At 38.5% G+C, this 25,813-nt stretch carries 27 protein-coding genes and 3 tRNA genes; 16 read left to right on the top strand and 14 right to left on the bottom strand.

The genetic code is table 11. The features are described from left to right. Window positions 1-86: 86 nt before the first annotated feature. Together asd and rsgA are read right to left on the bottom strand one after the other, a co-directional pair. Window positions 87-953: an archaetidylserine decarboxylase gene (gene asd, locus QL995_RS02890; RefSeq protein ID WP_010554252.1), complete on the bottom strand. Its 867-nt coding sequence runs from the start codon at window positions 951-953 to the stop codon at window positions 87-89. Window positions 954-968: 15 nt separating this feature from the next. After that, window positions 969-2,027 carry a small ribosomal subunit biogenesis GTPase RsgA gene (gene rsgA / locus QL995_RS02895; protein ID WP_024589774.1) on the bottom strand — a complete coding sequence of 353 codons (1,059 nt, stop codon included), beginning with the start codon at window positions 2,025-2,027 and terminating at the stop codon, window positions 969-971. Window positions 2,028-2,148: 121 nt separating this feature from the next. Here rsgA and orn point away from each other — a divergent pair, with 121 nt between their 5' ends. The 4 genes from orn (at window position 2,149) to QL995_RS02915 (ending at window position 3,319) form a co-directional block, all read left to right on the top strand. Continuing rightward, complete coding sequence (gene orn / locus QL995_RS02900) at window positions 2,149-2,694, top strand: oligoribonuclease (RefSeq protein WP_007585019.1); 546 nt, start codon at window positions 2,149-2,151, stop codon at window positions 2,692-2,694. 182 nt (window positions 2,695-2,876) lie between these two features. After that, window positions 2,877-2,952, top strand: a tRNA-Gly gene (locus QL995_RS02905). 96 nt (window positions 2,953-3,048) lie between these two features. Beyond that, window positions 3,049-3,124 (top strand) — tRNA-Gly (locus tag QL995_RS02910). 119 nt (window positions 3,125-3,243) lie between these two features. Further along, window positions 3,244-3,319 (top strand) — tRNA-Gly (locus QL995_RS02915). Window positions 3,320-3,551: 232 nt separating this feature from the next. On the opposite strand, the gene QL995_RS02920 is transcribed toward QL995_RS02915, so the two are convergent. The 3 genes from QL995_RS02920 to QL995_RS02930 form a co-directional block, all read right to left on the bottom strand. Continuing rightward, a complete protein-coding gene (locus QL995_RS02920; RefSeq protein WP_024613048.1) occupies window positions 3,552-3,980 on the bottom strand; it encodes a secondary thiamine-phosphate synthase enzyme YjbQ in 429 nt (142 codons plus the stop codon). Further along, on the bottom strand, window positions 3,977-4,444 hold the full coding sequence (locus QL995_RS02925) for a chemotaxis protein CheX (RefSeq protein ID WP_007580265.1): 468 nt from the start codon (window positions 4,442-4,444) through the stop codon (window positions 3,977-3,979). The genes QL995_RS02920 and QL995_RS02925 overlap by 4 nt, the downstream gene beginning before the upstream one ends. Window positions 4,445-4,519: 75 nt before the next feature. Then, window positions 4,520-4,957: a transcriptional repressor gene (locus QL995_RS02930; RefSeq protein WP_007580267.1), complete on the bottom strand. Its 438-nt coding sequence runs from the start codon at window positions 4,955-4,957 to the stop codon at window positions 4,520-4,522. Window positions 4,958-5,052: 95 nt separating this feature from the next. On the opposite strand from QL995_RS02930, the gene QL995_RS02935 reads away from it, so the two are divergent. From QL995_RS02935 to QL995_RS02980, 10 genes are all read left to right on the top strand, one after another. Next, complete coding sequence (locus QL995_RS02935) at window positions 5,053-5,673, top strand: MarC family protein (RefSeq protein ID WP_282115177.1); 621 nt, start codon at window positions 5,053-5,055, stop codon at window positions 5,671-5,673. Window positions 5,674-6,135: 462 nt separating this feature from the next. Next, window positions 6,136-6,600 carry a hypothetical protein gene (locus QL995_RS02940; protein WP_290292600.1) on the top strand — a complete coding sequence of 155 codons (465 nt, stop codon included), beginning with the start codon at window positions 6,136-6,138 and terminating at the stop codon, window positions 6,598-6,600. A 152-nt stretch (window positions 6,601-6,752) separates the two neighbouring features. Continuing rightward, entirely contained in the window at window positions 6,753-8,333 is a 1,581-nt protein-coding gene (locus QL995_RS02945; protein ID WP_290292602.1) for a methyl-accepting chemotaxis protein, read from the top strand. Window positions 8,334-9,009: 676 nt separating this feature from the next. After that, window positions 9,010-9,942: a tRNA dihydrouridine(20/20a) synthase DusA gene (dusA, locus tag QL995_RS02950; RefSeq protein WP_290293419.1), complete on the top strand. Its 933-nt coding sequence runs from the start codon at window positions 9,010-9,012 to the stop codon at window positions 9,940-9,942. 243 nt (window positions 9,943-10,185) lie between these two features. Then, the gene (locus tag QL995_RS02955; protein WP_290292605.1) at window positions 10,186-10,866 is read left to right on the top strand and encodes a PspA/IM30 family protein; all 681 of its coding nucleotides are present in this window, start codon (window positions 10,186-10,188) and stop codon (window positions 10,864-10,866) included. 9 nt (window positions 10,867-10,875) lie between these two features. Further along, on the top strand, window positions 10,876-11,082 hold the full coding sequence (locus QL995_RS02960; RefSeq protein ID WP_007580277.1) for a PspC domain-containing protein: 207 nt from the start codon (window positions 10,876-10,878) through the stop codon (window positions 11,080-11,082). 172 nt (window positions 11,083-11,254) lie between these two features. After that, window positions 11,255-11,581 (top strand): hypothetical protein, encoded by a 327-nt coding sequence (locus tag QL995_RS02965; RefSeq protein ID WP_290292612.1) that lies wholly within the window; start codon window positions 11,255-11,257, stop codon window positions 11,579-11,581. A 76-nt stretch (window positions 11,582-11,657) separates the two neighbouring features. Then, window positions 11,658-12,170 (top strand): copper chaperone PCu(A)C, encoded by a 513-nt coding sequence (locus QL995_RS02970; protein WP_290292615.1) that lies wholly within the window; start codon window positions 11,658-11,660, stop codon window positions 12,168-12,170. A gap of 8 nt (window positions 12,171-12,178) precedes the next feature. Continuing rightward, window positions 12,179-13,165 (top strand): DUF2333 family protein, encoded by a 987-nt coding sequence (locus QL995_RS02975; protein WP_007580283.1) that lies wholly within the window; start codon window positions 12,179-12,181, stop codon window positions 13,163-13,165. A gap of 3 nt (window positions 13,166-13,168) precedes the next feature. Continuing rightward, window positions 13,169-13,939, top strand: a complete 771-nt coding sequence (locus QL995_RS02980) for a TIGR04219 family outer membrane beta-barrel protein (protein ID WP_290292619.1) — start codon at window positions 13,169-13,171, stop codon at window positions 13,937-13,939. Window positions 13,940-13,972: 33 nt separating this feature from the next. Here QL995_RS02980 and QL995_RS02985 read toward each other — a convergent pair whose 3' ends face one another. Further along, the gene (locus QL995_RS02985; protein WP_024594005.1) at window positions 13,973-14,860 is read right to left on the bottom strand and encodes a TIGR03899 family protein; all 888 of its coding nucleotides are present in this window, start codon (window positions 14,858-14,860) and stop codon (window positions 13,973-13,975) included. Next, window positions 14,829-15,410, bottom strand: coding sequence for an SRPBCC family protein (locus QL995_RS02990; RefSeq protein ID WP_007580289.1), 582 nt, complete (start codon window positions 15,408-15,410; stop codon window positions 14,829-14,831). The genes QL995_RS02985 and QL995_RS02990 overlap by 32 nt, the downstream gene beginning before the upstream one ends. 111 nt (window positions 15,411-15,521) lie before the next feature. On the opposite strand from QL995_RS02990, the gene QL995_RS02995 reads away from it, so the two are divergent. Continuing rightward, the gene (locus tag QL995_RS02995; protein ID WP_290292627.1) at window positions 15,522-17,711 is read left to right on the top strand and encodes an EAL domain-containing protein; all 2,190 of its coding nucleotides are present in this window, start codon (window positions 15,522-15,524) and stop codon (window positions 17,709-17,711) included. A gap of 130 nt (window positions 17,712-17,841) precedes the next feature. Then, entirely contained in the window at window positions 17,842-20,019 is a 2,178-nt protein-coding gene (locus QL995_RS03000; RefSeq protein ID WP_007580292.1) for a YgiQ family radical SAM protein, read from the top strand. Between the two features lie 192 nt (window positions 20,020-20,211). On the opposite strand, the gene QL995_RS03005 is transcribed toward QL995_RS03000, so the two are convergent. The 7 genes from QL995_RS03005 to QL995_RS03035 all read right to left on the bottom strand — a co-directional run bounded on the left by QL995_RS03005 (window position 20,212) and on the right by QL995_RS03035 (window position 25,758). Beyond that, window positions 20,212-20,763 (bottom strand): protein disulfide oxidoreductase, encoded by a 552-nt coding sequence (locus QL995_RS03005; RefSeq protein ID WP_290292633.1) that lies wholly within the window; start codon window positions 20,761-20,763, stop codon window positions 20,212-20,214. 56 nt (window positions 20,764-20,819) lie between these two features. Beyond that, entirely contained in the window at window positions 20,820-22,178 is a 1,359-nt protein-coding gene (mgtE, locus tag QL995_RS03010; protein ID WP_010554268.1) for a magnesium transporter, read from the bottom strand. A gap of 130 nt (window positions 22,179-22,308) precedes the next feature. Beyond that, complete coding sequence (locus QL995_RS03015) at window positions 22,309-22,581, bottom strand: HPr family phosphocarrier protein (RefSeq protein WP_002957937.1); 273 nt, start codon at window positions 22,579-22,581, stop codon at window positions 22,309-22,311. 42 nt (window positions 22,582-22,623) lie between these two features. Beyond that, window positions 22,624-23,469 (bottom strand): RNase adapter RapZ, encoded by an 846-nt coding sequence (rapZ, locus tag QL995_RS03020; RefSeq protein WP_166377049.1) that lies wholly within the window; start codon window positions 23,467-23,469, stop codon window positions 22,624-22,626. Between the two features lie 18 nt (window positions 23,470-23,487). Then, on the bottom strand, window positions 23,488-23,940 hold the full coding sequence (gene ptsN, locus QL995_RS03025) for a PTS IIA-like nitrogen regulatory protein PtsN (protein WP_024594001.1): 453 nt from the start codon (window positions 23,938-23,940) through the stop codon (window positions 23,488-23,490). Between the two features lie 4 nt (window positions 23,941-23,944). Further along, window positions 23,945-24,232, bottom strand: coding sequence for a ribosome hibernation promoting factor (hpf, locus tag QL995_RS03030; RefSeq protein ID WP_007580301.1), 288 nt, complete (start codon window positions 24,230-24,232; stop codon window positions 23,945-23,947). 26 nt (window positions 24,233-24,258) lie between these two features. Continuing rightward, complete coding sequence (locus QL995_RS03035; RefSeq protein ID WP_007580303.1) at window positions 24,259-25,758, bottom strand: RNA polymerase factor sigma-54; 1,500 nt, start codon at window positions 25,756-25,758, stop codon at window positions 24,259-24,261. Window positions 25,759-25,813: the final 55 nt, after the last annotated feature.

Here is a 25,813-nt window from a genome sequence, read left to right on the forward strand (position 1 = left end):
TACGCGTGTGCAGGCTTTACCCCTTCAAAAATAAAAAAACGCGTTAATTAAACGCGGTTTTTTTAATTTCGAATTAACGATTTATTTTAGTCGTTAATTTTTGCAAACGCAGTACCTAAGCGAGTAACCACTTCTGGTAGTTGGTCATCCAGTATTTCAGCTTTATCAGCACCCCATGCTAGTACCACAGTAGAGCCTAATTTAAAGCGACCCATCTCTTCACCCTTTTTAAGCGTGATAGCGTTATCGCCAGTGGTTGGATATTTCCAACTAAATACATCGCTACCTGCTGGTGGCGTTACAGTACCTGCCCAAATAGTTTCTATGCTGGCTACAATTGTTGCACCAACAAGTACCATAGCAAGCGGACCAATCTCAGTTTCAAAAATTGCGACTACCCGTTCGTTACGTGCAAACAAGTTAGGCACGTTTTGCGCTGTAAGTGGGTTTACTGAAAATAAATCACCTGGCACATAAATCATTTTGCTTAGTGTGCCATCAACTGGCATATGAATACGGTGGTAATCTTTAGGTGCTAAATAAATCGTTGCAAACTTACCGCCTAAAAATGGTGTTGTATCATCTTGTGAGCCGCCTAGTAGCGCTTGTAAGCTGTAATCGTGGCCTTTAGCTTGTATTAGCTGTCCGTCAACAATATCGCCTAGCTGGCTGATTGCGCCATCCACTGGATGAATGATGATATTGCTATCTTCTACCATTGGGCGCATGCCTTCTTTTAGAGGGCGAGTAAAAAATTCATTAAAGCTTTTATAATGAGCCGGATCTGGGTATTGGGCTTCGCTCATATCTACTTTATATTGCTTAATAAATAGTTTAATTAAAGTAGTGGTTAAAGCACCCGCTTTTGCAGCAGCTAATTTGCCGACTACGCGTGAAATAAAATGTTTTGGCATTGCGTACTGCATTGCGATTTTAAATTTGTCTAAACTCACAGTATTTTTCCTAAATTATACGCGAGGCGCACGGGCGCCTGCACGGCCATCGGCCATTGTTTCTAAAATTCGGTGGTAGCTGTCAAAGCGCAATTGAGAAATTCTTCCATCGGCTACTGCTTCTTTAACGATGCAACCCGGATCGTTTAAATGTTTACAGTCTCTAAAGCGGCACCCGCCTATAAATTCTCTAAACTCTTTAAAGCACCACGTTACACGCTCAACATCTAAATGCCATAAACCAAACTCACGAATACCTGGCGAGTCGATTAGGTTACCGCCACTTGGTAAATGGTGAAGTCGCGAAACAGTTGTTGTGTGCTGGCCTAAGCCGCTGTTTTCAGATACTTCTTTAGTTAATATTTCAGCGTTAGGCAATACAGTATTAACGAGGGTTGATTTCCCCACACCACTTTGGCCAACAAAAATATTATTTTTATCAACAAGTACTTCTTTTAATTTATTAATACCATCGCCTGATATATTACTAACAAGAAGTACTTGGTAATCAAGTTTACGATAGATATCGAGAACTTTTTGTATTTCGTTAAGGCCTGCTTCGTCAATTAAATCGGTTTTATTGAGCACTAAAATTGGCTCAATGCCCATATCTTCACAGGCTATTAAATAACGGTCGATAATACTGGGTGTAAATTCGGGTAATACCGCCGATACCATGAGTATTTGGTCAATGTTTGCTGCGATTACTTTTACACCGTCGTAAAAGTCAGGGCGGGTAAGTTGCGAGCGACGCTCTTGCGTGGCTTCAATTACACCGGCTAAATCACCCTCACTTACTTTGGCACGGCGAAATAATACTTCATCACCACATACTAAATTAGACACAGTACGGCGTATATTACAGCGGAGTACATCGCCATTTTCAGTTTCGACATCGGCGTGTTGGCCAAAACGACTGATCACAATTGCGCTCTCGACCTGACCTAAGTTATCGGTTTGCCATTCTTGCGCCCCTTTTTTAGCCGGTCTTGAGTCTGCGCTATTAATGCGCTTTTGGTGATTGGCCTTGATCTGACGCGATTGGCCTTTACTTAATTTTTTTTGTTTTGCCACTGGAGGCCTATAACCTTAGTTAAATGTCGCTTTTCCTAAAAAAAGCTTTAGCTCGACGGTTGATGCTAATATGATATATCGAAATGCGTTGGATCTAAAGGAAAGCACCGCTTAGGTAATTATGACTATTAATAAATCAAATTTAATTTGGCTCGATCTTGAAATGACAGGGCTCGAACCAGAGACCGATAAAATACTCGAAATTGCGACGGTTGTCACTGACGCAGACCTGAATATATTAGCCGAAGGGCCAACTATAGCAATTCATCAAAGTGATGAATTACTAAATGGCATGGACGAGTGGTGTACTACTCAACATGGTAAGTCGGGTTTAACAGCGCGCTGCAAAGCAAGTACCTTTGATGAAGCCTATGCTGTGGAGCAAACTTTAGCGTTTTTAAAGCAGTGGGTACCAGCAGGCACTTCGCCAATGTGTGGTAATTCAATTGGTCAAGACCGCCGCTTTATGAATAAATATATGCGCGAGCTTGAAGACTTCTTTCATTACAGAAATCTTGATGTGAGTACTATTAAAGAATTAGCACGTCGCTGGAAACCAGAAGTGCTTGCAAAAGTGAACAAAAAAGGTTCGCACCTTGCTTTGGATGACATTAAAGATTCGATTATGGAATTAAAAGTCTATAGAGAAAATTTCTTTAATTTGTAAAAAACACTTGCAAACAGACTGTATTATTGTAGAATCCTGCCCCGCTCAAGACGATAACCCACGCGGGGTTAGTGTGTTTGAGTGATTGAATTACCATCAATAAATGCGGTACTAGCTCAGTTGCTAGAATGTTGAACGCGACCTGTCGCGCACCAACGTAAAATAACTGAAGAAGTGAAAATGCGGTACTAGCTCAGTTGGTAGAGCGCGACCTTGCCAAGGTCGAGGTCACGAGTTCGAGCCTCGTGTACCGCTCCAATTTCTAACCAAAAGAAATTGAAGTGAATAAAAGCTAGCTCAGTTGCTAGGATGTTGAACGCAATTTATTGTACATCAATAAAATAACTGAAAAATGCGGTACTAGCTCAGTTGGTAGAGCGCGACCTTGCCAAGGTCGAGGTCACGAGTTCGAGCCTCGTGTACCGCTCCAATTTCTAACCAAAAGAAATTGTAGTGTTGAATGAAAATATAATGCGGTACTAGCTCAGTTGCTAGAATGTTGAACGCGACCTGTCGCGCACCAACGTAAATAACTACAGAAATAAAAATGCGGTACTAGCTCAGTTGGTAGAGCGCGACCTTGCCAAGGTCGAGGTCACGAGTTCGAGCCTCGTGTACCGCTCCAATCTTTTTATATCCTTTCAAAATTTTCTGTATTAAAAATCATAAATAAAATTATAATTTAAAATCTCTCTTATCTACTTTATTCTATGTGCAATATTCAGCATTGAAGTTTTGGTTGTTAGAAGCTATCGCTTCGCGCGAGCTCTTCGCCTACAAGAAAGGTGTCGTACTTTGAAGTTATGAGATATGAGTGAGGTACAGAAGAGTTAATACTTTGAAACCTGAAGCTTTTGTTAAAATAGCTCCCCCTGAATAGTTGCTATAACTCGTCTAGAGCCACCAGAATCACGATGTTCACCTAAATAAATGCCTTGCCATGTACCTAACGCTAAATAACCATTTGAAATAGGAATACTTAGCTCGCAGCCTAACGTACTGGTTTTTATGTGTGCAGGCATGTCGTCGTCACCTTCATAATCATGGCGATAATAAGGTTGACGCTCAGGGACGAATTTATTGAAATGGCTTTCCATGTCCATACGAACAGTGGGATCTGCATTTTCGTTTATTGTAAGGCTCGCTGAGGTATGCTGAATAAATAAATGTAACAAGCCAATTTTGTAACTCGCCAGTTCAGGAAGTTGAGATAATATTTCGTCATCAATTATATGAAAACCTCGCTGGCGAGGCTTTAATATAATTTGCTTTTGCTGCCAACTCATAGTTTATCGAAGCTAACTTCAATGTTTGCATTACCAGCATCACAACTAAATGGCATGATGATTTTTTTGCCTTGGCTTTTATGAGTAATTGTATGACCTTTACCCGATACCACAATAGGCGTTGCCATATCAAAGTCGAAGCCTTTCTCGCCAAGTAAATTTTTAGCACCACCAGTTACCATGTTGGTTATTTCGCCAACCATATCGGTAACTTCTTCATCTATAGTATCAGGGCGTTCGCCAAGCATACGCTCCATGATGGTTAATGCTAATCCTTCATCAAATGTAATTGAAAATGATCCACGCGTTTGCGGGCCAACCATACCAATCAAACCTGATACATCACCACAGGCTATCTCATCAGTTTTAATGCGAGGTTTACCCGGCTTCAATTGAGTTTGAGCCATAGTGCTTAAAACATTAATTAAAGAAGATAAAAAAGGATTGATGAATTCTACATTCATAGTGGCTACTCTTAAATTTGTTCTGTGAAATGACTATATAGTTTGAGTATAGTCACTAAGGATAACTTTGAAGGATTATGATGCTCTGCAAGATTCACATTTACCATGTGCTTCTATTGTTTGCCCTGATACGACAAAGCCACCTTCGGCAGCTAGATTATTAAGCTCATGCGAAATTACACTCGAGTGTAATTCTTTAACAAAGCCACATGTATCGCAAATTAATAATTGTACCGGGTGAATATGATCAAAATGATGGCACAGCATAAATGCATTTGTGCTTTCAATTTTATGAATAAAACCTAGTTCAGCTAAAAAGTCTAATGCACGATAAATAGTTGCAGGTTTAGCACCTGTTTCAGTTACTTTTAATTGCTCAAGCAAATCGTATGCACCAACACCACCTTGTGCACTGGCTAATAGACGAAATACTTTCTCGCGGATAGGCGTAAAACGCGCACCACGGTTGTCACAAACTTGTTTTGCTTTACTTACGAGTGATTCTATATTCATCATTACTCTTATCCTTATGCTACCGTGATATACTAACATACTGTGTTGTAGTTGCAGCGTTTTTATTAAGCGCTTTTTACCTAGGAAACCCAGTAATGCACGAACTATTGGCTATATTTATTTTCTTTTTTGCGGTTATTGACCCCATTGGCACTGTACCTGTATTTATTGCAGTCACACGTGGTGATGATGAGAAATTTAAACGTAAAGTTATATTTAAAGCGGTAGGCGTATCTGCATTAGTGCTCTTATTTTTTGTACTCGCAGGTGAGCAATTACTTAACGCAATTGAAATTCCACTTTCGGCTTTTCAAATAGCCGGCGGTATCATATTACTTATTTTTGCGCTTTCAATGATATTTGGTGAAAGTAAACCTGAAGCCGAAATTAAAAGTGTACGCGACAGCACTGAAACCGCTATTTTTCCGCTTGCGATTCCGTCTATCGCGAGCCCTGGCGCTATGTTAGGTGCTGTATTAATGACCCGCAATGAAGAATATACATGGGTTGAGCAGTTACTAACGTCTTCAATGATGCTTGCTGTATTAGCGGTTGTACTGGTTTTATTGCTGCTTGCAACGCACGTACATAGATTAATTGGTGATAGTGGTGCAAGTATAATAAGTAGAATTATGGGGCTTATTTTAAGCTCGGTTGCGGTTACCAATATTTTAAATGGCATAGCCCATTATTTTGGCTTGCAGGTATTTAATTAAAAGTAGTCCCTACTTAGAGGTGCAAGGCGTTACGCTATATTGCTGTTCTGGGTTTTTGGCGATCATTATGATCTAATGACGACTTAATATCTTCGTAGCTTCCTCTCAACGTTTTTTAAGTGTTCCCTTACTTCTTTCTATAGAGTGCTGTACAGAGAATAGGTATTAATATAGCCCTCAATCTATGTTGCTATCGTGATTAGTGATAAGAGTTACCCCACCCAGCAAAAATAAGCATGTTTCATATAAATAAAACTGCGTCATTTATAGTCTTGAATGATTTCATAAAAAATTTTACTAAGTAAGCAACCCTTCCTATATTTACTAGTGATATTGCCCCACATATGAAATAAATTTTTTTTAACAGTTTATTTAGTTATTACATTTTAGCTTTGTTATAAGGAATACTGACGGTGATGTAGTGTGGGCGTTTTTTTGTTTCCTTATTTAAAAGAGAAAATTATGAAAAATAAAACTGTAAAGCTCACGGTATGTTTATTAACTTTTTTAGCTCCAATTGCTCAAGCCAGTGATGAGGTAAAGCATATTCCTGGTTTTTTTATTGGTACTACACATTTTGATAGTGAGACTGAGTTTACGTTTGGTGTTGAATATGAATATAAGTTTACTCAAGCTTGGGGCGCTGGGATGATATTTGAGCGTACAAACGATGCTCATCATGGCGATGGTACTGCTATAGCTTTGGCTTCGCTTTATTATCATCCAACCAAAAGTATACGTTTAGGTGTGGGCTATGGTGAGGAGAGAATTGGCGGAGCTCACCCTCATAATGAAAATTTATACCGCATAAGTTCTGCTTATGATTTTCATATAGGAGATTTTGGAATTGCACCCACTATAGCTGTTGATTTTATTGATAATGAAGAAGCAATTGTTGTGGGTTTAGCTATTACCAGACCTTTTTAATGTGTTGACTTGTAACTGTAGAGTTAGGTTAAACCTAAATTATTAAGAGGTCTGAAATGTTAAATAAATTGTCTATTACAAGTAAAATATACCTTCTAGGGGTATCACAAATACTACTAATGTTTGTGATCGGAGTTATATCTTTAATACAAATGAATAAAATTGGTATAGAGCTAGTTGATATAGCTGAGCGAGATATACCGCTTAGCAATATGCTTTCTAAAATGTCTGAGCATAAATTAGAACAGACAATATTATTTCAGCGAGCTTTATTACAGGTAAGTTTAAATCCAGAGGGTGACAATGCAGAAATTGAGCAAAAACTCACTTCATTAACACAGAAAATTAAGAGTGAATTTGATAAGTCAGAAAAATTTGTCACTGACTCAATTGATAAATTGCATAGTGAAAAAGCGAAATTGAGTTTTAAGTCTCTCGCGAGCGATTTAAAGCTTTTAAATAAAGAGTATCAAAGTATTGCTGTGAGTATTAGTGATGTTATTGATATGACTAAAACGCAGACCGTTTCTAGTGTGAGTAATAAAGTAAAATCAATAGAGGTTGCGGAAGATAAGTTCGATAAAAAGCTTATAGCTTTACTGTCCCAGATCCAACAATTTACCTTAAATTCAGCGCTCCAAGCTGAAAATGATGAAAAACAAGGTATTCATTTTATTCTTTATATATTTATATTCTCCGTCATTGTTGGCGTTGCTTTATCATATTTGATCAGTCGAGCAATTGCTTTACCAGTGAATAAGCTAAAAAATAGATTGATTGAAATAGCTGATGGCGATGGTGATTTAACTTTAAAACTTGACGAGAGCGCTGGTGATGAAACTGGAGATACAGCCAGAGCATTTAATAAATTTTTACTAATGCTAAGAGAAACAATAAACGAGGCTAATATACACCTCTCCCAATTAGATGAATCATCAAAGTTTGCTGTAACTGTAATGCAAGAAACAGTCGTTAATGTTGAAATGCAAAGAGCTGAGACAGAAATGGTTTCAACCGCTGTAGAGGAAATGAATTGTACTACCCAAGAGGTTGCTAGTAATACCCAAAATGCATCGGACGTAACTGAAGCAGTTAAAGAGCGTGTATCAAAGGGGAAATTAGAAGCTTCACAGGCAAAAGTTGTTATTCAGCGTTTAGCTCAAGAAATAGATGAAGCAAGCACTGTAATAGAGTGCCTTGTTACTGAAACGAACAGCATTGGTAGTGTTTTAGACACAATACAAAGTATTGCCGAACAGACTAACTTACTTGCTTTAAATGCTGCTATAGAAGCTGCACGCGCTGGTGATACTGGTAGAGGCTTTGCAGTAGTTGCGGATGAAGTGAGAGCGCTTGCTCAACGAACGCAGGTTTCAACCATTGATATACAAGGACTGGTTACTCGCTTACAAAGCGAAGCTAAAAATGCGGTTATTAGTATGAATAAAGGCATTAATAGTGCTGACGAGTGCCTGCAAAAAAGTACTCAAACGTCAGAAATATTTGCCAACTCAGCCATTGCTGTTAATGAAATTACAGACTTAAACTTACAGATTGCTACCGCGGCAGAAGAGCAATCTGCTGTTGTAAGTGAAATAAATCAAAACCTGATTAATATTACTAACATTGCAATAGAAACGTCTACAGGTGCAAAAAACACATCAGAAGCGAATGAAAGTATTGCCCGATACATCGCTAATTTAAGAGTGAATTTAAATAAATTTAAAGTTTAAATTATATTTTTGGCTTAGCGGCGTTAATGGAATCGAATTATTGCTCGTCAAAAAATATATATGCCTAAGGTAGATAATCGCTTTATGAAATATGGTTATGTGCTTGTCTTGCTGCAGTTGTATTAGTTTCATTATTGCCGCACAGACAAATTAATCAATAATAGTCGCGTTAATATATTGAGCCTGTTAAATCTTCAGTTTTAAGATTTGTTTTATCTAGGGGAATTAATCGCGGCGTGAGGTTTGTAACCTTGTGGGCTCGCTAAAAAACGGGGCAAAGTTTTTGTGTTCTGTTAATGTCCCTAATCTAAACCTATGTAGGCAACAAAGGAAAATCGCCCAAGGAGAAATCCAAAGAGCGACATCTGTTTGGTATTTATACCGATTATCGCTTATTTATAGCAAATGAGCACACCACTTAGGCTTTGCCTTATTTAAAAATAAACATAGCTGTTGAAAGTTTAACCTCTACAGGTAAACGGGCTTTAGCAGAGTGATATGGTTTATTTTAATTGGTGTAGATTATTATTTTGGTTTTTAGGGGTTTTCTTTACATTGATGCTCGCTAGGCTTTTGTGTAAAATGCAGCGCCTTTTAAGCTGTGCTTAATAACTTTAATACCCTGAGGTTTGCTTTGAATAAATGTACTTTGGATAGACGCTTTTCTGTGGCCCCAATGCTTGATTGGACTGATCGCCATTGTCGTACTTTTCATCGCAAAATGACTAAACATACTGTGCTTTATACTGAAATGATAACCACAGGGGCTATTTTATTTGGTCGAGGCGACTACTTACATTTTAATAAACACGAAGGCCCAGTTGCGCTGCAACTTGGTGGCTCTGATCCTAAAGCGCTTGCGCAATGTGCAAAGCTCGCAGGTGAGCGTGGTTATGACGAAATAAATTTAAATGTAGGTTGCCCGTCAGACCGAGTTCAAAATGGTCGATTTGGCGCATGTTTAATGGCTGAACCTCAATTAGTCGCTGAGTGTGTTGCAGCAATGAAAAACGAAGTAAACATTCCTGTTACCGTTAAAACGCGCATTGGTATTGATGAGCAAGATTCGTATGAGTTTTTATGTGCGCTTATTGAAGCGTCTCATAAAGTAGGGTGTGATGATTTTATTATTCATGCTCGTAAAGCATGGCTTAATGGTTTAAGCCCGAAAGAAAATCGTGAAGTCCCACCGCTTGATTACCCACGCGTTTACCAGCTTAAAAAAGATTATCCGCAGCTAGACTTAAGCCTAAATGGCGGCGTTAAAACAATTGAGCAGAGCCTAGAACATCTACAACATATTGATGGTGTAATGATTGGTCGTGAAGCTTACAGTAACCCATTTATGCTCAATGACGTTGATGAGAAAATTTATGGTGATGCTGCAAACACGCAATCACGCCACGACGTAGTGCGCTCAATGTACAGCTACATTGAAGAAGAAATGCGTTTGGGTGCTAATTTTTGGCATATTGCACGTCACATGCTCGGTATTTTTCAGGGGCAGCCTGGTGCACGAGGTTTTAGACGCCACCTTTCTGAAAGTGGTCATGGTAAGCAAGCTGATTTATCGGTAATGGATAAAGCATTAAGCTTTGTACCAGAATAAAGCTAAGCTTTAAAAGTTCTAAATTTAAGCCACTTTCGAGTGGCTTTTTTGATCCTAAATATTAGTCAAAAGCATAATTTATTGGCCAATTACACTCTATGCTGTTCAGCTGGAAGTCACTAAAAACTAGAGTGCTTGTTGTTTATCACTATGATTTTAAATGTTTTATTTTTTTTTGATGAACTTGGCACAACTCTTGGAATCTTCTTGTTGAAATTAATTAAAAATCAACAGGAGAATACCATGGGAATATTTAACCGCGTAAATGATGTAATTCAATCAAACATTGTCGCTATGCTTGATAAAGCTGAAGACCCAGAAAAACTTTTAAACTTGATGCTTACCGAGATGCAAGATGCGTTGAATGAGTGCCGTAGTACAGCAGCCGCTTTATTGTGTGAAGAGAAAATAATTAATCGCCAACTTGATACTAAAAAAACAGAATTAGCAGCTTGGCAAATTAAAGCAGAACGTGCGGTTGAGAAGGGCAGTGATGACCTTGCTAAGTCTGCCTTACTTGAAAAGCAGCGCGTTAACGAAAGCATTGAAAATAAGCAAACTCAACTAGAAACACTGCAAGAGTCTATTGCAAAAATTAAGGTTGATTGTGAGCGTCTGCAGCAAAAAATGGCTATGGCTAAAACTAAGCAAGCTCAGTTAATGCAACGTCATAATGTTGCTATTGCTAGAGAGCGAATCAGTACGCAACTACAAAGCGATAAAGTAGCTCATGCGTTGTCTCGTTTTGAACAAATAGAGCAGCGTGTTGAAGGTATTGAAGCTCAAGTAGAGGCTTATGAGCTGACTGATACAGCAAGCTCTACGAGTGCCCAAATTGAGTCGTTAGTTAAAAATGAAAAAATTGATGCTGAACTGGCTCGCTTAAAAGCGAACTTAAATACTAATTTAAAACAAACTGCTTAGGAGATTGCTATGAACAGCTTTAATCGTCAACGAGGTTGGTATAAAGATACTCTAAATAAAAAAATATCGGGTGTTTGTAGTGGTTTAGCTCGTAGATTGGATTTTCCTGTATGGGCAACACGCGTAGTTACTATTTTGTTGTTTTTGAGTTTTCCGTTTGCAGTTGCACTTGGTTATTTTATAGCGCATTGCTGCCTTGAAAATAAAGAGTATTAATACCAAAAGGCATAAATATTTGAACAATTTAACGAATTAAATCACTCTATAACGTTATTAAAAATTTTTATTTAGAACAACTAGATATAAAAATTTTTGCCTAGTTATAGCGCAATTTTCTTATCGTTAAATAGACCTCATATATAAGCCAGTTGGTATAAGGAGAATTACTATGAAAGCTTTGGCAGTATGTGTAATTATCTATTTATTACTGTTTACTGATTTAATAACGTTTGTGCAGATTGATTCTTGGCAGTTGCCGTTATGGATTGCTGATATTAGCTGGGCTGGGCTTGAGCTTGTAGGTGCTTTGGTCGCAATTGTTGCTGTAGTTGCTGTAGTGGCTTTAATTACTGTGGGATTAGTTGGTGCGGGTGTAGTGGCATTAGCAGGGACTGTTTTAGCGCTTTTATTCGGATCTATAATGATTGCATGGCCGTTACTATTTGTTGCAGTGTTGTGTTGGCTTGTTGCCGATAACAAAAAAGTAGCCTCTTAATCCTTAATTTGACTGACTATTATAGGTTAACTATGTTAAATTTAGCCTGTAATTTAAAGTTTTCATAAGGATAAGAATGATGACGAAACTATGTTTTTCGATGGCTTCTGCATTAATATTTAGTTTTTTTTCGTCATCGTTGGCGGCGCACTCAGGGCATGATCATGGTTCTGATGTGGCTGTGCTCGAAGTAACTAACGCGCAAGTTAGAGAGTTTTTACCTGGCAGTGCTTCAACTGTAGGTTATTTAACCCTTATTAATCACAGTGGAGCCGCAGCAACTTTAACTAAGGCAACTATTGATGGCTTAGGGCGTGTTGAAATACACGAGCATTCACATGTAGACGGCATGATGAAAATGCAACAAGTTGAATCGGTTGAAATTAAGGCGCACGAAAGTGTCAGCTTTCAGCCTGGCGGTTATCATTTAATGGCATTTGAACCACAAGAGCCATTAAAAATAGGGCAAGAACGCAAACTCACGCTATATTTTAGTGACGGTAATCGCTTGTTCACTAATGCTCAAGTCGTGTCGCTTGAAGCGCAAGCTACGCAGTCAAAACCATCTACTCAACACGCTCATCACTAGGAGTACACATGTCGCAACACAAAGGAAAAATAGCAGGAATAGTTGTTTTACTGCTTATCATATTTTACGCAATTGCTGTTTATTGGAGCACTGAGCCTTCACGTTTTGATGTTGTTGCAAACGCCAAAGAGCAAGCGCAGCTTCGTAATGAAAAAATAGTTACGGGTTATGTAACTACTTCTACATTAATTACGGTAGCAAATACCTTACTAGATAAACCCGGTGGCTACTTATCAAATGATGTAATACCACCAAGTATTATTATGGATGATATGCCGGCGTGGGAATATGGCGCGCTAGAAATGGTGCGTGATTTATCGCTTTCTATGCGAAAAGATTTTAGCCGTTCGCAATCACAGTCTACTGAGCATGAAGCACTTAAAAAGGCGCAGCCACAGTTTAATATAAGCTCTGAAGCATGGGCATGGCCAAGTGCTGAAGGTGAGTATCAAAAAGGTATTGATTATTTAATGGTATATCGTGGACAAATTGCTAACGAGCATGAGCGCGATAGCCAATTTTACGCACGAGCAGATAACTTACGTAGTTGGCTTAAAGAAGCTGAAAAACGTTTAGGTAGCTTAAGTCAGCGTTTAAGTGCCAGTGTAGGCCAAGAAAAAGTGAACACCGATTTAGCAGGTAATTCATCAAATAAACAAGCAACTCTTGCTCCACTTCAGCAGCAAGTAAGAACACCGTGGTTAGAAATTGACGATGTATTTTACGAGTCTCGCGGTGCTACTTGGGCGTTACTACACTTTTTACAAGCGATAGAGTACGACTTTGCTGATGTACTTGAAAAGAAAAATGCGCGTGTAAGCGTTCAACAAATTATACGTGAGCTTGAGGCAACCCAAGAAACAGTGTGGAGCCCACTTATTTTAAACGGGAATGGTTTTGGCTATGTTGCTAACCACTCTTTAGTTATGGCAAATTATATTTCTAGAGCCAATGCGGCTTTAATCGAACTTAGCGAACTACTAGCTCAAGGATAAAAAATGAAAAAGTATTGTTTAGCAGCAGCCCTTTCAATGGCATGTTTAGCACCGGCAGCGCAAGCTGACACTCTACTAGGTTTATACGTAGGTGTTGATGGATGGAAGTCAGATAACGATGGCCAATTTTCTTACAAAAATAATGCATCTCAAGATTTTAATTTTGAAGATGAGACTTTTGTAAGTTATTACGCGGCGCTTGAGCACCCAGTGCCGTTAGTACCAAATATCAAATTAAAGTATACAGAGCTTGAGTTAAATGGTTCTGCGCTGCTTACAGATACATTTAGCTTTAATGGTTCTGATTATGTTGTTGGTTCTACTGTAAATACGGTAAGTGATTTAACGCATATTGATTATATTTTTTATTATGAAATTTTTGATAATGACTTAATTTCAATAGACCTAGGTTTAAATGCTAAACAGTTTGACGGTGATATTGTTGTAAGCGGCACTACCCAAAATGGTGGTATTAACTTTACCGAAACCAAAGACTTCTCTGGTTTTGTTCCTCTTGCATACGGCCGTGCCGAAGCTGGCTTACCATTTACTGGTTTAAGTGTATTTTTTGAAGGTAGCTTTTTGGCTATTGACGACAGCAAAGTACAAGATTACCAAGTAGGCGTAGCGTGGGAACTTATTGATAACTTGGCAGTAGATGTTGCTGTTAAAGCCGGTTACCGCTCTATGGTATTAGAACTTGATGATGTAGATGATATTACTACTGATATTGATGCATCTGGCCCATTTGCGGGTATTCAGGTTCATTTTTAATTAGTATTTTCTAATTAAACAAAGCGTGGCATATTATTTTATTGCGTGCCACGCTAAATCAAACTCTCCCTCTAGCGCATTATTAATCAACTGCTTATAGACCTTATTGACAGGGAAATTAATGAGTTTAGATAGCTCGTCACCTGTTTGCGTAAACTTGTAATAGCTTAATACCAAATCACTACTCTTTGCTTTTAACGTTACCTTTTGCGATAAAAATGAAAGGGTAAGTTCTTGTCCCGCTTTAAGCACTGCAGATTCAATTTCTTTTCTATACAGTAAATTAAGATCCATGAGCGTTAAAATATCAGGAAAGCTAATACCCGTTTTTCCTAAATTTAGAGATACTTTATTGCCTTTTCGTAGCAAATCAAACAAAGATGGTTTTTTGTAAAAACCGAGTAAAATAAAGTGGCTGTCGTCTTTTTCGTTATAGCCTGAGAGCGACACACATTTTTGCAAAGAGTCTGCTTCTCGCTGTGTCATATGTTTTAAAGTTTGTAGGCTTTTAATTGAAAACGTACCAGGATTGAGTGTTTCTCCTGTTAAAATTTTTGCCCATAAAATTTGCATTGATTCATTAGAAGTATCTTCACACAGAGCTATAAAATGCTCTACCCAATCAACATCGGGCTGTTTACTACTTGCTACATCAGGGCAAAACCCCATAGCCATTGCTAAAATTGATTCTATATTTTGTTGTTGTTTAATAAGTAATAAATCTTGGCGCTTTTGAGCGCGAGCTAAAACAGAGTTTTCACTGTTGATATGATAAAGCGGCTTAATTTGGCCCTTAATATCGTAACTTTGCTCGTTAGTGGGTAGTACACCGTTACTACCTACTTTTGTTATAGGGTAACCAAGTAAGGATTCGATGATGTTGGCAAGATTAATTCTCGCCTGTGCTGTTTTGACTGTCATGACTGTGCATTATCCTTTGTGGATCACTAAGCTGTGCAACAGTTTGAAGGTTATTTAACCCCAGTGAAACTGTATTACTGAGTACGTACTCGCTTAAAATTGCAGTGTAACCAGATATTAAAGGAGCAGTTGTTTGACCTTTAATATTACATATTAACGTAACTATACCGTTTTGCTCGCTAAGGTTAAAAGTGCCTCTAATAATATGTTCAGCATTTAAAAGTATGTTGAAGCTGACTTTATTTTGGCTTACCGAAGTTATGATCATTTCACCATACCCCCATTTTCCTTTCCAAGACTGATGAGCCCCTAGGCCAGAACTGGGTTCGCCCAAAGTAAAACGTATGCTGGGGTCTACTTTTTCCCATGGAGACCATTTTTGCCATTGGCTAAAGTCGGTGATAAGCGGCTTTATTACTTTAAGATTGGCATTAATTTCGATTGTTTTATTTACACTATAACTTTGAGGCAGTATTAGCCCTACCAGTGCCAATACTAATAGTAATAACAGTACGCATTTGATTAATATTTTTAATGGTTTAATAAGCACACCTTTTATTAGTTTTTCAAGTTGAAATACAACAACTTTTTATTAATCGACTATAGTATGAATTAGATTATAAACCAAAAATAATTTATTGATTGCTACTTAGGAGAGCGAATGTCGTCAGATCAAAACGATTTTTTATTTTTTGAACAAGATTTTGAAGACGATGCTGTTGTTGAGCAGACTAAGTTTTGGGATATTTTAATTGTTGATGACGAACCTGAGATTCATTCTGTAACAAAATTAGCTTTGTCTGGCGTTGAGTTTTTAGGGGCTGGCTTGCGATTTCACGATGCTTATTCGGGTGCAGAAGCAATAGAAGTGCTAGCTAAAAATAAAAATATTTCGGTTATTTTTTTAGACGTTGTTATGGAAACTGACGATGCCGGTTTGCAGGTTGTAAAAAGGGTGCGTGACGAATTAAATAATCAACATGTAAGAATTATTTTAAGAACAGGGCAAGCAGGTATTACACCAGAAGAAAAAGTAATACGAGAATACGACATAAATGACTATAAAACGAAAACAGAGCTGACTCGTTCTAAGTTAGTAACTTCGCTTATAACCGCTATTCGCTCATACGAGCAGGTATGTCAGCTTGAATATCAAAGTGATGCAATGAACACGATTGTTTCAGCATCAAAGTCTATTTTAGGACTTACTGATGTTAAGCAATTATGCAAAGAAATCATCAAGCACATGAGTATTATTTTAAAATGTTCACCTAGAGGGCTTGTTTGCAGTAAGTTAGATGGCGATGATTTTATTCAGGTCTTAGGTGGTTGCGGGCATTACGAAAGCTATTTTGGTAAAAAATTAATTAATGTTGATAGCAAAGTATTTGAACAAGTTGAGTCGTGTTTTGGTTTGTCGAAGCACCAACACATAGACTCAAGTTCAACATTTATATTAAAAAGTAAGCATCGAAAAGCGGCTTTATATATAGAGTGCGACCACATTCCCTTACAAGCACAGCTACAATTTGCTGAAGTTTTCTTAACTAATGTAAGTGTAGCACTTGATAACATAAGGTTATTTGTAAAGTTAAGAGATGCTGCTTATAAAGATGTGCTTACTGGTATTTCAAATCGTACTAACTTTATTGAGCGGGTGGTGAGTTATCAAAAGCCACACGTGAACGATCATGTATTTGTATTACTTGATGTAGTTAATTTTGCAGATATTAATAATGGCTTAGGGCAAGAGGTCGGCAATAAAGTATTAATTGGCATTGTGCAAAGGTTAAGAGAAAATTACCCAACAGCTAAATTACTATCACGTATTGGCGCTGATGTTTTTGGTTTTATTATTCGCCAAGACGAATTTGACTTAAAAAAATTGAATGAGCAATTAGGTATTTCATTTTACGCAGAAGAACATTTACTCCCTATCGATTTTAGAGTGGGCTTATGCCAACAACAAGACTTTCAAAGTAGCGGTATTGATACACTTAAAGTTGCTTATATTGCACTTGACCAAGCTAAAAAAGCAAAGCATAAAGAAGGCGTTTATTACAATATTGATATGCAAGATAAGATGGCTTGGCGGATAGGGATTATTAGGCAGTTACGTCATGACTTTGCTCGAAATAAATTAGAGGTATGGTACCAACCTCAACTTGCACTAGATGACTTATCGCTAATTGGATGTGAGGCATTATTACGCTGGCCGGCAAGTGATGGCGTGTATATATCACCGGCTGTATTTGTGCCACTTGCAGAGGATGCGGGCTTAATTGTTGATATAGGGCAGTGGGTATTAGAACAAGCTTGCCAACAGCAAAAGCGCCTAGAAAATATGGGCACAGAAATTTGTATTGCAGTTAATGTGTCTGTTCCACAGTTTAAAGTAAAAGGTTATGCGCAAACTGTTAAAAATACATTGTTAAAATATGGTGTTAAGCCAAAAAACATAGAATTAGAAATCACCGAGAGCGTAGTAATGGATGAGCTGGAAACGGTTATTAGTACGCTAAGCGAGCTAAAAGAACTCGGAATGGAAGTTGCTATTGATGACTTTGGTACTGGTTTTTCGTCGCTGAGTTACATTCAAAGTTTACCTTTGGATCGGTTGAAAATAGATCGTGCATTTATTAAAGATTTACCAAATGACGACACTGGCGCTATTGCTGCCTTAGTTATATCACTTGGTGCTAAGTTGGGCTTAAAAACAATTGCTGAAGGGGTCGAAACACAAGAGCAAGCCCAGTTCTTAAAAAATTTAGGATGCGATGAAGTACAAGGTTTTATGTATGCTAAACCCATGCCTGAAAATGAATTAATAGAATTTATAAATAAACGCTAAAAAGATTAACTTATTATTTAAGCTAATGAACGATTTAGAATTTAAGGCGCGATATGCTTTGACTACTTTGTATATATAAACAATTTAGTAGGGTATAATTCGCGCCTTTTGTTATTCTACGGCCACAATTATGAGCACACTCAAAGCTAAGCGCGCCTTATTTTCATACCCTAAATACTGGGCTGAATGTTATGGCACCGCGCCATTTTTACCAACTACACGTGAAGAAATGGATGCACTTGGCTGGGATAGCTGCGACATAATAATAATTAGTGGTGACGCGTACGTCGATCATCCTAGTTTTGGTATGGCGGTAATTGGCCGTGTACTTGAAGCGCAAGGTTTTAGAGTAGGTATTATCGCCCAGCCAGCATGGGACTCTAAAGATGCATTTATGGAACTAGGCAGACCGAATTTATTTTTTGGTGTAACAGCTGGCAACATGGATTCGATGATTAACCGCTATACAGCTGAAAAGCGTATGCGCCACGATGATGCTTACACGCCAGATAACGTAGGTGGTAAACGTCCAGATCGCGCCGTAATGATTTACTCGCAAAAATGCCGTGAAGCATACAAAGGAATACCAATTGTTATTGGTGGTATTGAAGCGAGTCTTCGTCGTATAGCTCATTACGACTATTGGCAAGAAAAAGTACGTCGTAGTATTTTGTTTGATGCAAAAGCTGATATTTTAATTTACGGTAACGCAGAGCGTCCGTTAGTTGAAGTTGCACATCGTATTGCCGCAGGCGAAACAATGGATACTATTCAAGATATTCGCGGCACGGCTGTTATCAGAAAAGAACCTTTACCAGGTTGGCGTGGAAGTGACTCCACCGCTATAGATAAAATTGGTAAAATTGATCCAATTCCAAATCCATACGGCGCTGATGATGTTGGCTGTAGTAAATCTGAATTTAAACAAGCCGGTATAGATTTAAAAGCAGAAGCTGCAAAACCGATTATGGTTCAGCCTGCGCGACCTAAGCCATGGGAAAAAACTTACGTTAAGTTACCTGCTTATGAGCAAGTAAGTGTTAACAAACCTTTATACGCCCACGCTTCGCGTATTCTACATCAAGAAACAAATCCTGGTTGTGCAAGAGCACTGTTTCAGCGACACGGCGATCGTTCTATTTGGGTAAACCCGCCAGCATACCCATTAGAAACACATGAGATGGATGCTGTGTTTGGTTTACCGTATCAGCGTATTCCTCACCCAAGTTACGGCGACTCTAAAATTCCTGCTTACGACATGATAAAAACGTCAGTTAATATTATGCGCGGCTGTTTTGGAGGTTGTTCGTTTTGCTCAATTACGGAGCATGAAGGGCGTATTATTCAAAGCCGTTCGCAAGAATCAATTATTGAAGAAATTGAACAGATTAGAGATAAGGTACCCGGTTTTACTGGTGTTATCTCTGACTTAGGTGGCCCAACGGCAAATATGTATAAACTGCGTTGTACTAGCAAAAAGGCAGAAAGTACCTGTAGACGTTTATCATGTGTGTATCCTGAAATTTGTAAGCATATGGATACAGATCATACGCCAACAATAGACTTATACAAAAAAGCACGTGAAGTTAAGGGTATCAAAAAGGTATTGATTGCTTCTGGAGTTCGTTACGACTTAGCTGTACGCGACCCGCGTTACGTTAAAGAATTAGTAACGCATCATGTAGGTGGCTACTTAAAAATAGCGCCAGAGCATACAGAGGATGGTCCATTATCAAAAATGATGAAACCAGGTATGGGGGCGTACGATCAATTTAAAGAATTATTTGATAAGTACTCTAAAGAAGCCGGTAAAAAGCAGTATTTAATTCCTTACTTTATATCTGCTCACCCAGGGACAAAAGATGAAGACATGGTAAACATGGCTTTATGGCTTAAATCAAACGACTTTAAGCTTGATCAGGTACAAAATTTTTACCCATCACCGATGGCTAATGCGACGACTATTTACCACACAGAAATGAACTCTTTACGTAATATAAAAAACAATACAGAAGTTGTTCCAGTACCTAAAGGTGCTCGCCAACGTAGATTACATAAAGCTATTTTACGCTACCATGATGCAGCAGGTTGGCCGATGATACGTGAAGCACTGCGTAAAATGGGTAAAGCTAATTTAATTGGTAAAGGGCCTAACTGTTTAGTGCCTGAAGAAGGGCGTGATGAAAAAGCAGGTAAAGGTGGCAGTAAAGGCGGACGTCCTGCACTAACGCGACATACCGGTTTTAGCCAATTTAAAAAGGCAAACACTAAACCAAAAGTAGGCGGTAATCGTCAAAGTACACGTTAGTGATTCAATCTAATAACAACTAGTAGATTAGTTTAATTACGCTAAGGTTTTTTAAAACCTTTTTAATACGTAAATTAAGTAAACCTTGCTCTTTATTATCTATATTATTGTAGGTGATAAAGAGCGAGCTTTTAGAAACCCCTCTTGAGATAGCACATATTTAGTGCCTATATACTTGCAGTTAGTTTTTTCTTAAAACGTTGATGATAACCACAAACGTAATTTAAGTGACCATAACGGCTGAATGCCTGTTAGCCCTTGCGTCATTTTATTATCTTTTAAGATTATATAAGATGGCGTGACTTGCCCTTGCCAATCGGCAAATATCTCACCGTGTTGATCGTTGACAGTGGTAAAACTGTAGCCATGATCATTTAGATACTCATGTAGTTTTTGATCCGAGCCTGATTTTATTGCGATGCTCACGACAGGGTAGTTATTCTCGTTTGCGAGTTCGTTTATGGCAGGGGAGGTAATGCTACAAATAGGGCACCAAGTTCCCCAAAAATAGACAAGTGTTGGTTTATCTTGGCTCATTGCTGACAAATCAATGTTTTGCCCTTTATAATCTATTAATTGTAATTGAGGATTTGCTGGCATAACAGGTTGTCGCCACCAATTTACAGCGTTATAAATTACGAAAAATATGAAACCATATATCAACACACTTTTTAATATTGATAGGCCTTTTTGTTTTGGCGTTTTTTTAGGTGTGTCTTTTTTATTTTTGATATCCGTTGTCATAGTTGCAGCTTTACCCTAAGTGTTTTTTACTTTAGTTATTTGCAAAGGTTTCTAATTTAAACCAGCAACCAAGTAGCAGTACCTAAAAAGGCGAATATACCCACAATATCTGTCACCGTGGTTAGCACCACACTCCCTGCAAGTGCTGGGTCTATATTCATTCTTTTAAGAATAATAGGGATACTCGCACCAGCAACACCTGCCACCACTAAGTTCATAAACATAGCGAAGGCGAGTACGCCACCAAGCATAAAATCCCATTGCCATAGGGCAATAACACCTGCTATTAACAACGACCACAAAACACCGTTTAACGCGCCAATAGCAAGCTCTTTCATCATTAAAAAGCGTTGGTTAGTTTGATTTATATGGCCTACCGCAATACCACGAATAACAAGCGTTAATGATTGGCTACCTGCAACACCGCCCATAGAAGGGACAATACCGTTAAGTACAGCTAAAATAGGTAAAACATCTAAAGTGCCTTCAAAAAAGCTAGCTACAAAAGCAGCTGCAAGTGCAGTTAGTAAGTTGACACCTAACCAAACTGAGCGTTTTTTAGAGCTTTTTAGTACTGGCGCAAAGGTATCTTCTTCATCATCAAGACCGGCTAAGCCCAATAAACTATGCTCAGCATCTTCTCGGATTACGTCAACGATGTCATCGATAGTGACACGGCCAAGGAGCTGATCGTTATCATCGACTACGGGGGCCGATATCCAATTATGACGTTCAAATAATTGCGCGACTTCACTTTCATCCATTGAGATTGGAATGGATTCACAATCTTCATCCATTAAATCGCGAACAATCTTTTCTGGCGGGTTAGTTAATAATGTACTCAGCGATAAAGCGCCTATAAAGCAGTTATGCTTATCAACAACGTACAAGTCATCGGTACCTTCTGGTAACTCGCCACGTAGCCTAATATACCTAAGTACAACATCAAGCGTAACATCAGGGCGAATGGTCACCGTATCGGTGTTCATTAGCGCGCCAGCAGAACGCTCTTGATACGAAAGTGCTTGTGTTGCACGCTCACGGTCTTGAATGTCCATCGCGCTAACAACGTCTTTATAAACGGTGTCTGGCAGACTACGTAATACTTCACCTAAGTCATCGTGGCCCATATCTTCTGTTGCGGCTGCAATGTGCTTAGGTTCCATTTGGGCAATAATGCCTAAACGAACATCTTCTGATAGTTCTTCAAGAACATCACCTTGCACATCAGGATCAACCAACTGCCAAAGGAGTCGGCGAATTTTATGTGGTGATGATTCTAATAATAATGCGGTATCACAAGGAGCTGTTTTTGCGAGCATGCGCCTAACTTGAACAAATTGACCACTATTGAGTGACTTAGTCACCTGTTTTAGTTGCTGTAGTGGGTAATCTTGTTCAAAAGCTTCAGGCATTGGCGTCCTTTATAAATTTTTATATTACTTTATGGGGAGAGGTGAGTTAACTGGCGTCACTAACCGTATTTATTTTATATATCTGTTTTAGTTGGGGCATTAGTAATGCGAGCATTATTTTTATAACTGTTTATTCTTGTTCATTAAAACGTTGTGCTATTAATTCTCCAACAGCATGTAAAGCTTGCTCAGAATCGGGGCCTTTACATACAACTTTTACTTCTTTGCCTTGGCTACTTTCAAGTAACATTAATGCAAGTACGCTATCGCCTGCAGCTTCTTTGTCATCTTGAAATAATGTAATTGTCGCATCAAACTGCACTGCCAATTGGGCAAGCACTGTGGCTGCTCTGGCGTGCAATCCTAATTTGTTTTTTATTAAAAAAGTGTCTTCACAATGCATAACTTACTCTACCTAAGCTGAACAGGTGATTATTCAGCTATATTATTTTTCTTGTTCGCGATGGCGAATTTTCACATTGGGATGTGTCATTGCAAAACTTTCACCGATAGTTTGCGCTAAATATACAGAGCGATGTTGTCCGCCTGTACACCCAATGGCAATGGTTAAATAACTGCGGTTATTTCGCTCTAAGTGCGGTAACCATGTTTGTACAAATGTTTGAATTTGCCATGTGAATTTTTGCACTATGCTGTGATTGGCCAAATAATCTTTAACGGGTTGATCTAACCCATTTAAAGGTTTTAATTCAGGTTCCCAATGTGGATTTGGTAAAAAGCGTGCATCAAATACGTAATCTGCTTCTTTTGGTATACCGTATTTAAAACCAAACGATTCAAACGTGACAATCAGTTGCTTATCTTTTTTACCTAAAATCTTTTCACGAATAGATTCAGCAAGTTGATGAACGCTTAAATCAGTCGTATCTATCATAAAGTCGGCGCGGGTGATTAATACATCAAGTAATTCTTTTTCTTTTTTGATGGCTAAATCAAGAGGCAACGAGTCAATTGATAGTGGGTGTAATCTACGAGTTTCAGAAAAACGTTTGATCAATGTTTGATCGTCGCTATCTAAATAAAATAACGTAGGGTTTGCAAAGCCTGGCAAGTATTCAAGAATATCGTTAAATTCATCTTGTTGTTTAGGGATGTTACGCACATCAATGCTAACAGCAATTTTATCGTAGCTATCAGACACACTGCGAACTAATGAAGGAAGCAAGTTAACTGGAATATTATCTACGCAATAATAACCTAAATCTTCTACAACGCGTAAAGCAACCGACTTTCCAGAACCAGAACGGCCGCTTATGATAATTAACTCCATTTAACACCCTTTATAAAACTATGATTGATTGACAATAACTTGGTAAAGCTCAGCATCTGATTTTGCACTGCGTAACTGTTTACAAAAATCTTTGTTGTTTAGTTTATCAGCAATGGTTGCTAGAGTCTTTAAGTGCTGCTGGTTATCGCCATCTGGTACGATGAGTGCAACGAAAATATCAACAGGGCGATTATCGATTGCATCAAAATTTATTGGAGTTTCGCTAACGAGTACTAAAGCCAAAGGCTCTTCTGCACCGCTCATTCTTCCATGAGGAATGGCAATGCCACGCCCTATACCTGTACTACCCAATTTTTCTCTGCTCATTAAAGCATTAAGAATATCTTGTTGCGGTAAATACGGAAGTTTGTCGTGAGCAAGTTCGCTAATGAACTCTAAAATTCTTTTTTTGCTATTAAAAAGGACCGCAGCTTTGCTGCAGTCCTGGCATATAAGTGAGCTTAATTTCATCATATTAGTGTCGAGCAAGCTTCTCTTTGTGTTTAATTACTTGTCGATCGAGCTTGTCGATCAACGAGTCAATGGCGGCATACATATCTTGATGTTCTGTAGAGGCAAATAGCTCAGCACCGCTTACGTGTATGGTGGCTTCTGCTTTTTGATTTAATTTTTCTACATCGAGAATGACATGAACATTATTAATATGATCAGAGTGTCTTTCTAGCTTCGCAAATTTGGTATTAATATAGTCTCTTAGTGAATCGGTTAATTCTACGTGACGACCAGTTAAGTTTAGTTGCATAAGCATTACCCTCTTTTTTTTGCGTCTTAAATCAAACTTTTACGCTGATTTGACGGTGGAATAGCCAGAGATTCGCGGTATTTTGCGATTGTACGTCTCGCTACTTTAATTCCTTGCTCAGCCAATATATCCGCTATTTTGCTATCACTCAATGGTTTTGCTGAGTTTTCTGCTGCGATTAATTTTCGGATAAGCGCACGGATTGCTGTAGATGAACATTCACCACCGTTTTCGGTGCTTACATGGCTTGAGAAAAAGTATTTAAGCTCAAATATACCACGGGGTGTGTGCATATACTTTTGGGTTGTTACGCGCGAAATTGTTGATTCGTGCATTTCTACCATTTCAGCAACATCATTTAAAACCATTGGTTTCATGGCTTCAGGACCGTGTTCAAAAAAGCCTTGTTGTTGCTTAACAATACAATTTGTTACTTTTAATAGCGTGTCGTTTCTACTTTCTAAGCTTTTAATAAACCATTTAGCTTCTTGTAAATGCGAGCGAATAAACTGGCTGTCACCACTGGATTTTACAGTGCGAGACATTGCAGCGTATTGGCTATTAACACGAATTTTAGGCATGCTATCTGGGTTTAACTCAACAACCCAGCGGCCTTTAATTTTTTTAACTGACACATCGGGAATAACATACTCAGATTCTTCTCTTACAATAGTATCTGCAGGTTTAGGGCTAAGAGTATGTATTAATGTCATTACTTCTTTAAGCTCTTCTTCTTTGAGCTTAGTTTTCTTCATTAATGTACGATAGTCACGAGCAGCTAATAAATCAATATGCTCGGTTAAAATCATTTTTGTTTCATTAATGTAAGGTGTTTCTTTATCAAACTGGTTAAGCTGAATACACAAACACTCTTGTAAACTACGTGCAGCAATACCAACAGGATCAAACAGTTGGATGCGTTTTAATACAGCTTCAATTTCATCAAGTTCGACTTCGTTATCATCTTCGTTTTCTTGATTAAAGCTTTCTAAAATCTCTTCGCAGCTTAGTGTTAAAATACCTGAATCATCGACGGCTTCTACAATAGCAATAGCAATAGCTTCGTCTGTAGGGCTAAATGGCGTTAGTTGTAACTGCCACATTAGATACTCATGGAGCGTTTCAGTAGAGGCGCCTTGGTATATTGATTCGTCTTCAGGCATCGGACCCGATGATGCTGCTGGAGCGGCACTCATGTACTCATCCCAACTAACATCCATAGCCATGTCGTCACTTAGCGTGTCTTTTGCAAGTGCTTCACCACTATCTTGTTCGTATTCGCTTGGAGCATCATCGGCAGATGCGCTAACAGTTATGTCATCTGTATCTGCTTTTTGCTCGTTTTTACCTGCAGCGTCTTCTGAATAGTCTGCTTCTTCAACCTCTAATAGCGGGTTGCTGTCGAGAGCTTCTTGTATTTCTTGCTGGAGATCCAATGTACTGAGTTGCAACAAACGAATAGCTTGTTGCAGCTGTGGAGTCATTGTAAGTTGCTGGCCCATGCGCAGCTGTAGTGATTGCCTCATGTATCTCTAACAATCCTTTTATGTTGTTATAATTAATACTAGCAGATGCTTAAAG

The organism is Pseudoalteromonas sp. APC 3358, from assembly GCF_030408075.1.
Lineage (GTDB): Bacteria > Pseudomonadota > Gammaproteobacteria > Enterobacterales > Alteromonadaceae > Pseudoalteromonas > Pseudoalteromonas arctica.

What these genes read in the sequence shown, in the direction of transcription:
- orn (WP_007585019.1), top strand. Translation starts at nt 2,149, where the DNA reads ATGACTATTAATAAATCAAATTTAATTTGGCTCGATCTTGAAATGACA.
- QL995_RS02920 (WP_024613048.1), bottom strand. Translation starts at nt 3,980, where the DNA reads ATGAGTTGGCAGCAAAAGCAAATTATATTAAAGCCTCGCCAGCGAGGT.
- QL995_RS02925 (WP_007580265.1), bottom strand. Translation starts at nt 4,444, where the DNA reads ATGAATGTAGAATTCATCAATCCTTTTTTATCTTCTTTAATTAATGTT.
- QL995_RS02930 (WP_007580267.1), bottom strand. Translation starts at nt 4,957, where the DNA reads ATGAATATAGAATCACTCGTAAGTAAAGCAAAACAAGTTTGTGACAAC.
- QL995_RS02935 (WP_282115177.1), top strand. Translation starts at nt 5,053, where the DNA reads ATGCACGAACTATTGGCTATATTTATTTTCTTTTTTGCGGTTATTGAC.
- QL995_RS02940 (WP_290292600.1), top strand. Translation starts at nt 6,136, where the DNA reads ATGAAAAATAAAACTGTAAAGCTCACGGTATGTTTATTAACTTTTTTA.
- QL995_RS02945 (WP_290292602.1), top strand. Translation starts at nt 6,753, where the DNA reads ATGAATAAAATTGGTATAGAGCTAGTTGATATAGCTGAGCGAGATATA.
- dusA (WP_290293419.1), top strand. Translation starts at nt 9,010, where the DNA reads ATGCTTGATTGGACTGATCGCCATTGTCGTACTTTTCATCGCAAAATG.
- QL995_RS02955 (WP_290292605.1), top strand. Translation starts at nt 10,186, where the DNA reads ATGGGAATATTTAACCGCGTAAATGATGTAATTCAATCAAACATTGTC.
- QL995_RS02960 (WP_007580277.1), top strand. Translation starts at nt 10,876, where the DNA reads ATGAACAGCTTTAATCGTCAACGAGGTTGGTATAAAGATACTCTAAAT.
- QL995_RS02965 (WP_290292612.1), top strand. Translation starts at nt 11,255, where the DNA reads ATGAAAGCTTTGGCAGTATGTGTAATTATCTATTTATTACTGTTTACT.
- QL995_RS02970 (WP_290292615.1), top strand. Translation starts at nt 11,658, where the DNA reads ATGATGACGAAACTATGTTTTTCGATGGCTTCTGCATTAATATTTAGT.
- QL995_RS02975 (WP_007580283.1), top strand. Translation starts at nt 12,179, where the DNA reads ATGTCGCAACACAAAGGAAAAATAGCAGGAATAGTTGTTTTACTGCTT.
- QL995_RS02980 (WP_290292619.1), top strand. Translation starts at nt 13,169, where the DNA reads ATGAAAAAGTATTGTTTAGCAGCAGCCCTTTCAATGGCATGTTTAGCA.
- QL995_RS02985 (WP_024594005.1), bottom strand. Translation starts at nt 14,860, where the DNA reads ATGACAGTCAAAACAGCACAGGCGAGAATTAATCTTGCCAACATCATC.
- QL995_RS02995 (WP_290292627.1), top strand. Translation starts at nt 15,522, where the DNA reads ATGTCGTCAGATCAAAACGATTTTTTATTTTTTGAACAAGATTTTGAA.
- QL995_RS03000 (WP_007580292.1), top strand. Translation starts at nt 17,842, where the DNA reads ATGAGCACACTCAAAGCTAAGCGCGCCTTATTTTCATACCCTAAATAC.
- QL995_RS03005 (WP_290292633.1), bottom strand. Translation starts at nt 20,763, where the DNA reads ATGACAACGGATATCAAAAATAAAAAAGACACACCTAAAAAAACGCCA.
- mgtE (WP_010554268.1), bottom strand. Translation starts at nt 22,178, where the DNA reads ATGCCTGAAGCTTTTGAACAAGATTACCCACTACAGCAACTAAAACAG.
- QL995_RS03015 (WP_002957937.1), bottom strand. Translation starts at nt 22,581, where the DNA reads ATGCATTGTGAAGACACTTTTTTAATAAAAAACAAATTAGGATTGCAC.
- rapZ (WP_166377049.1), bottom strand. Translation starts at nt 23,469, where the DNA reads ATGGAGTTAATTATCATAAGCGGCCGTTCTGGTTCTGGAAAGTCGGTT.
- ptsN (WP_024594001.1), bottom strand. Translation starts at nt 23,940, where the DNA reads ATGAAATTAAGCTCACTTATATGCCAGGACTGCAGCAAAGCTGCGGTC.
- hpf (WP_007580301.1), bottom strand. Translation starts at nt 24,232, where the DNA reads ATGCAACTAAACTTAACTGGTCGTCACGTAGAATTAACCGATTCACTA.
- QL995_RS03035 (WP_007580303.1), bottom strand. Translation starts at nt 25,758, where the DNA reads ATGAGGCAATCACTACAGCTGCGCATGGGCCAGCAACTTACAATGACT.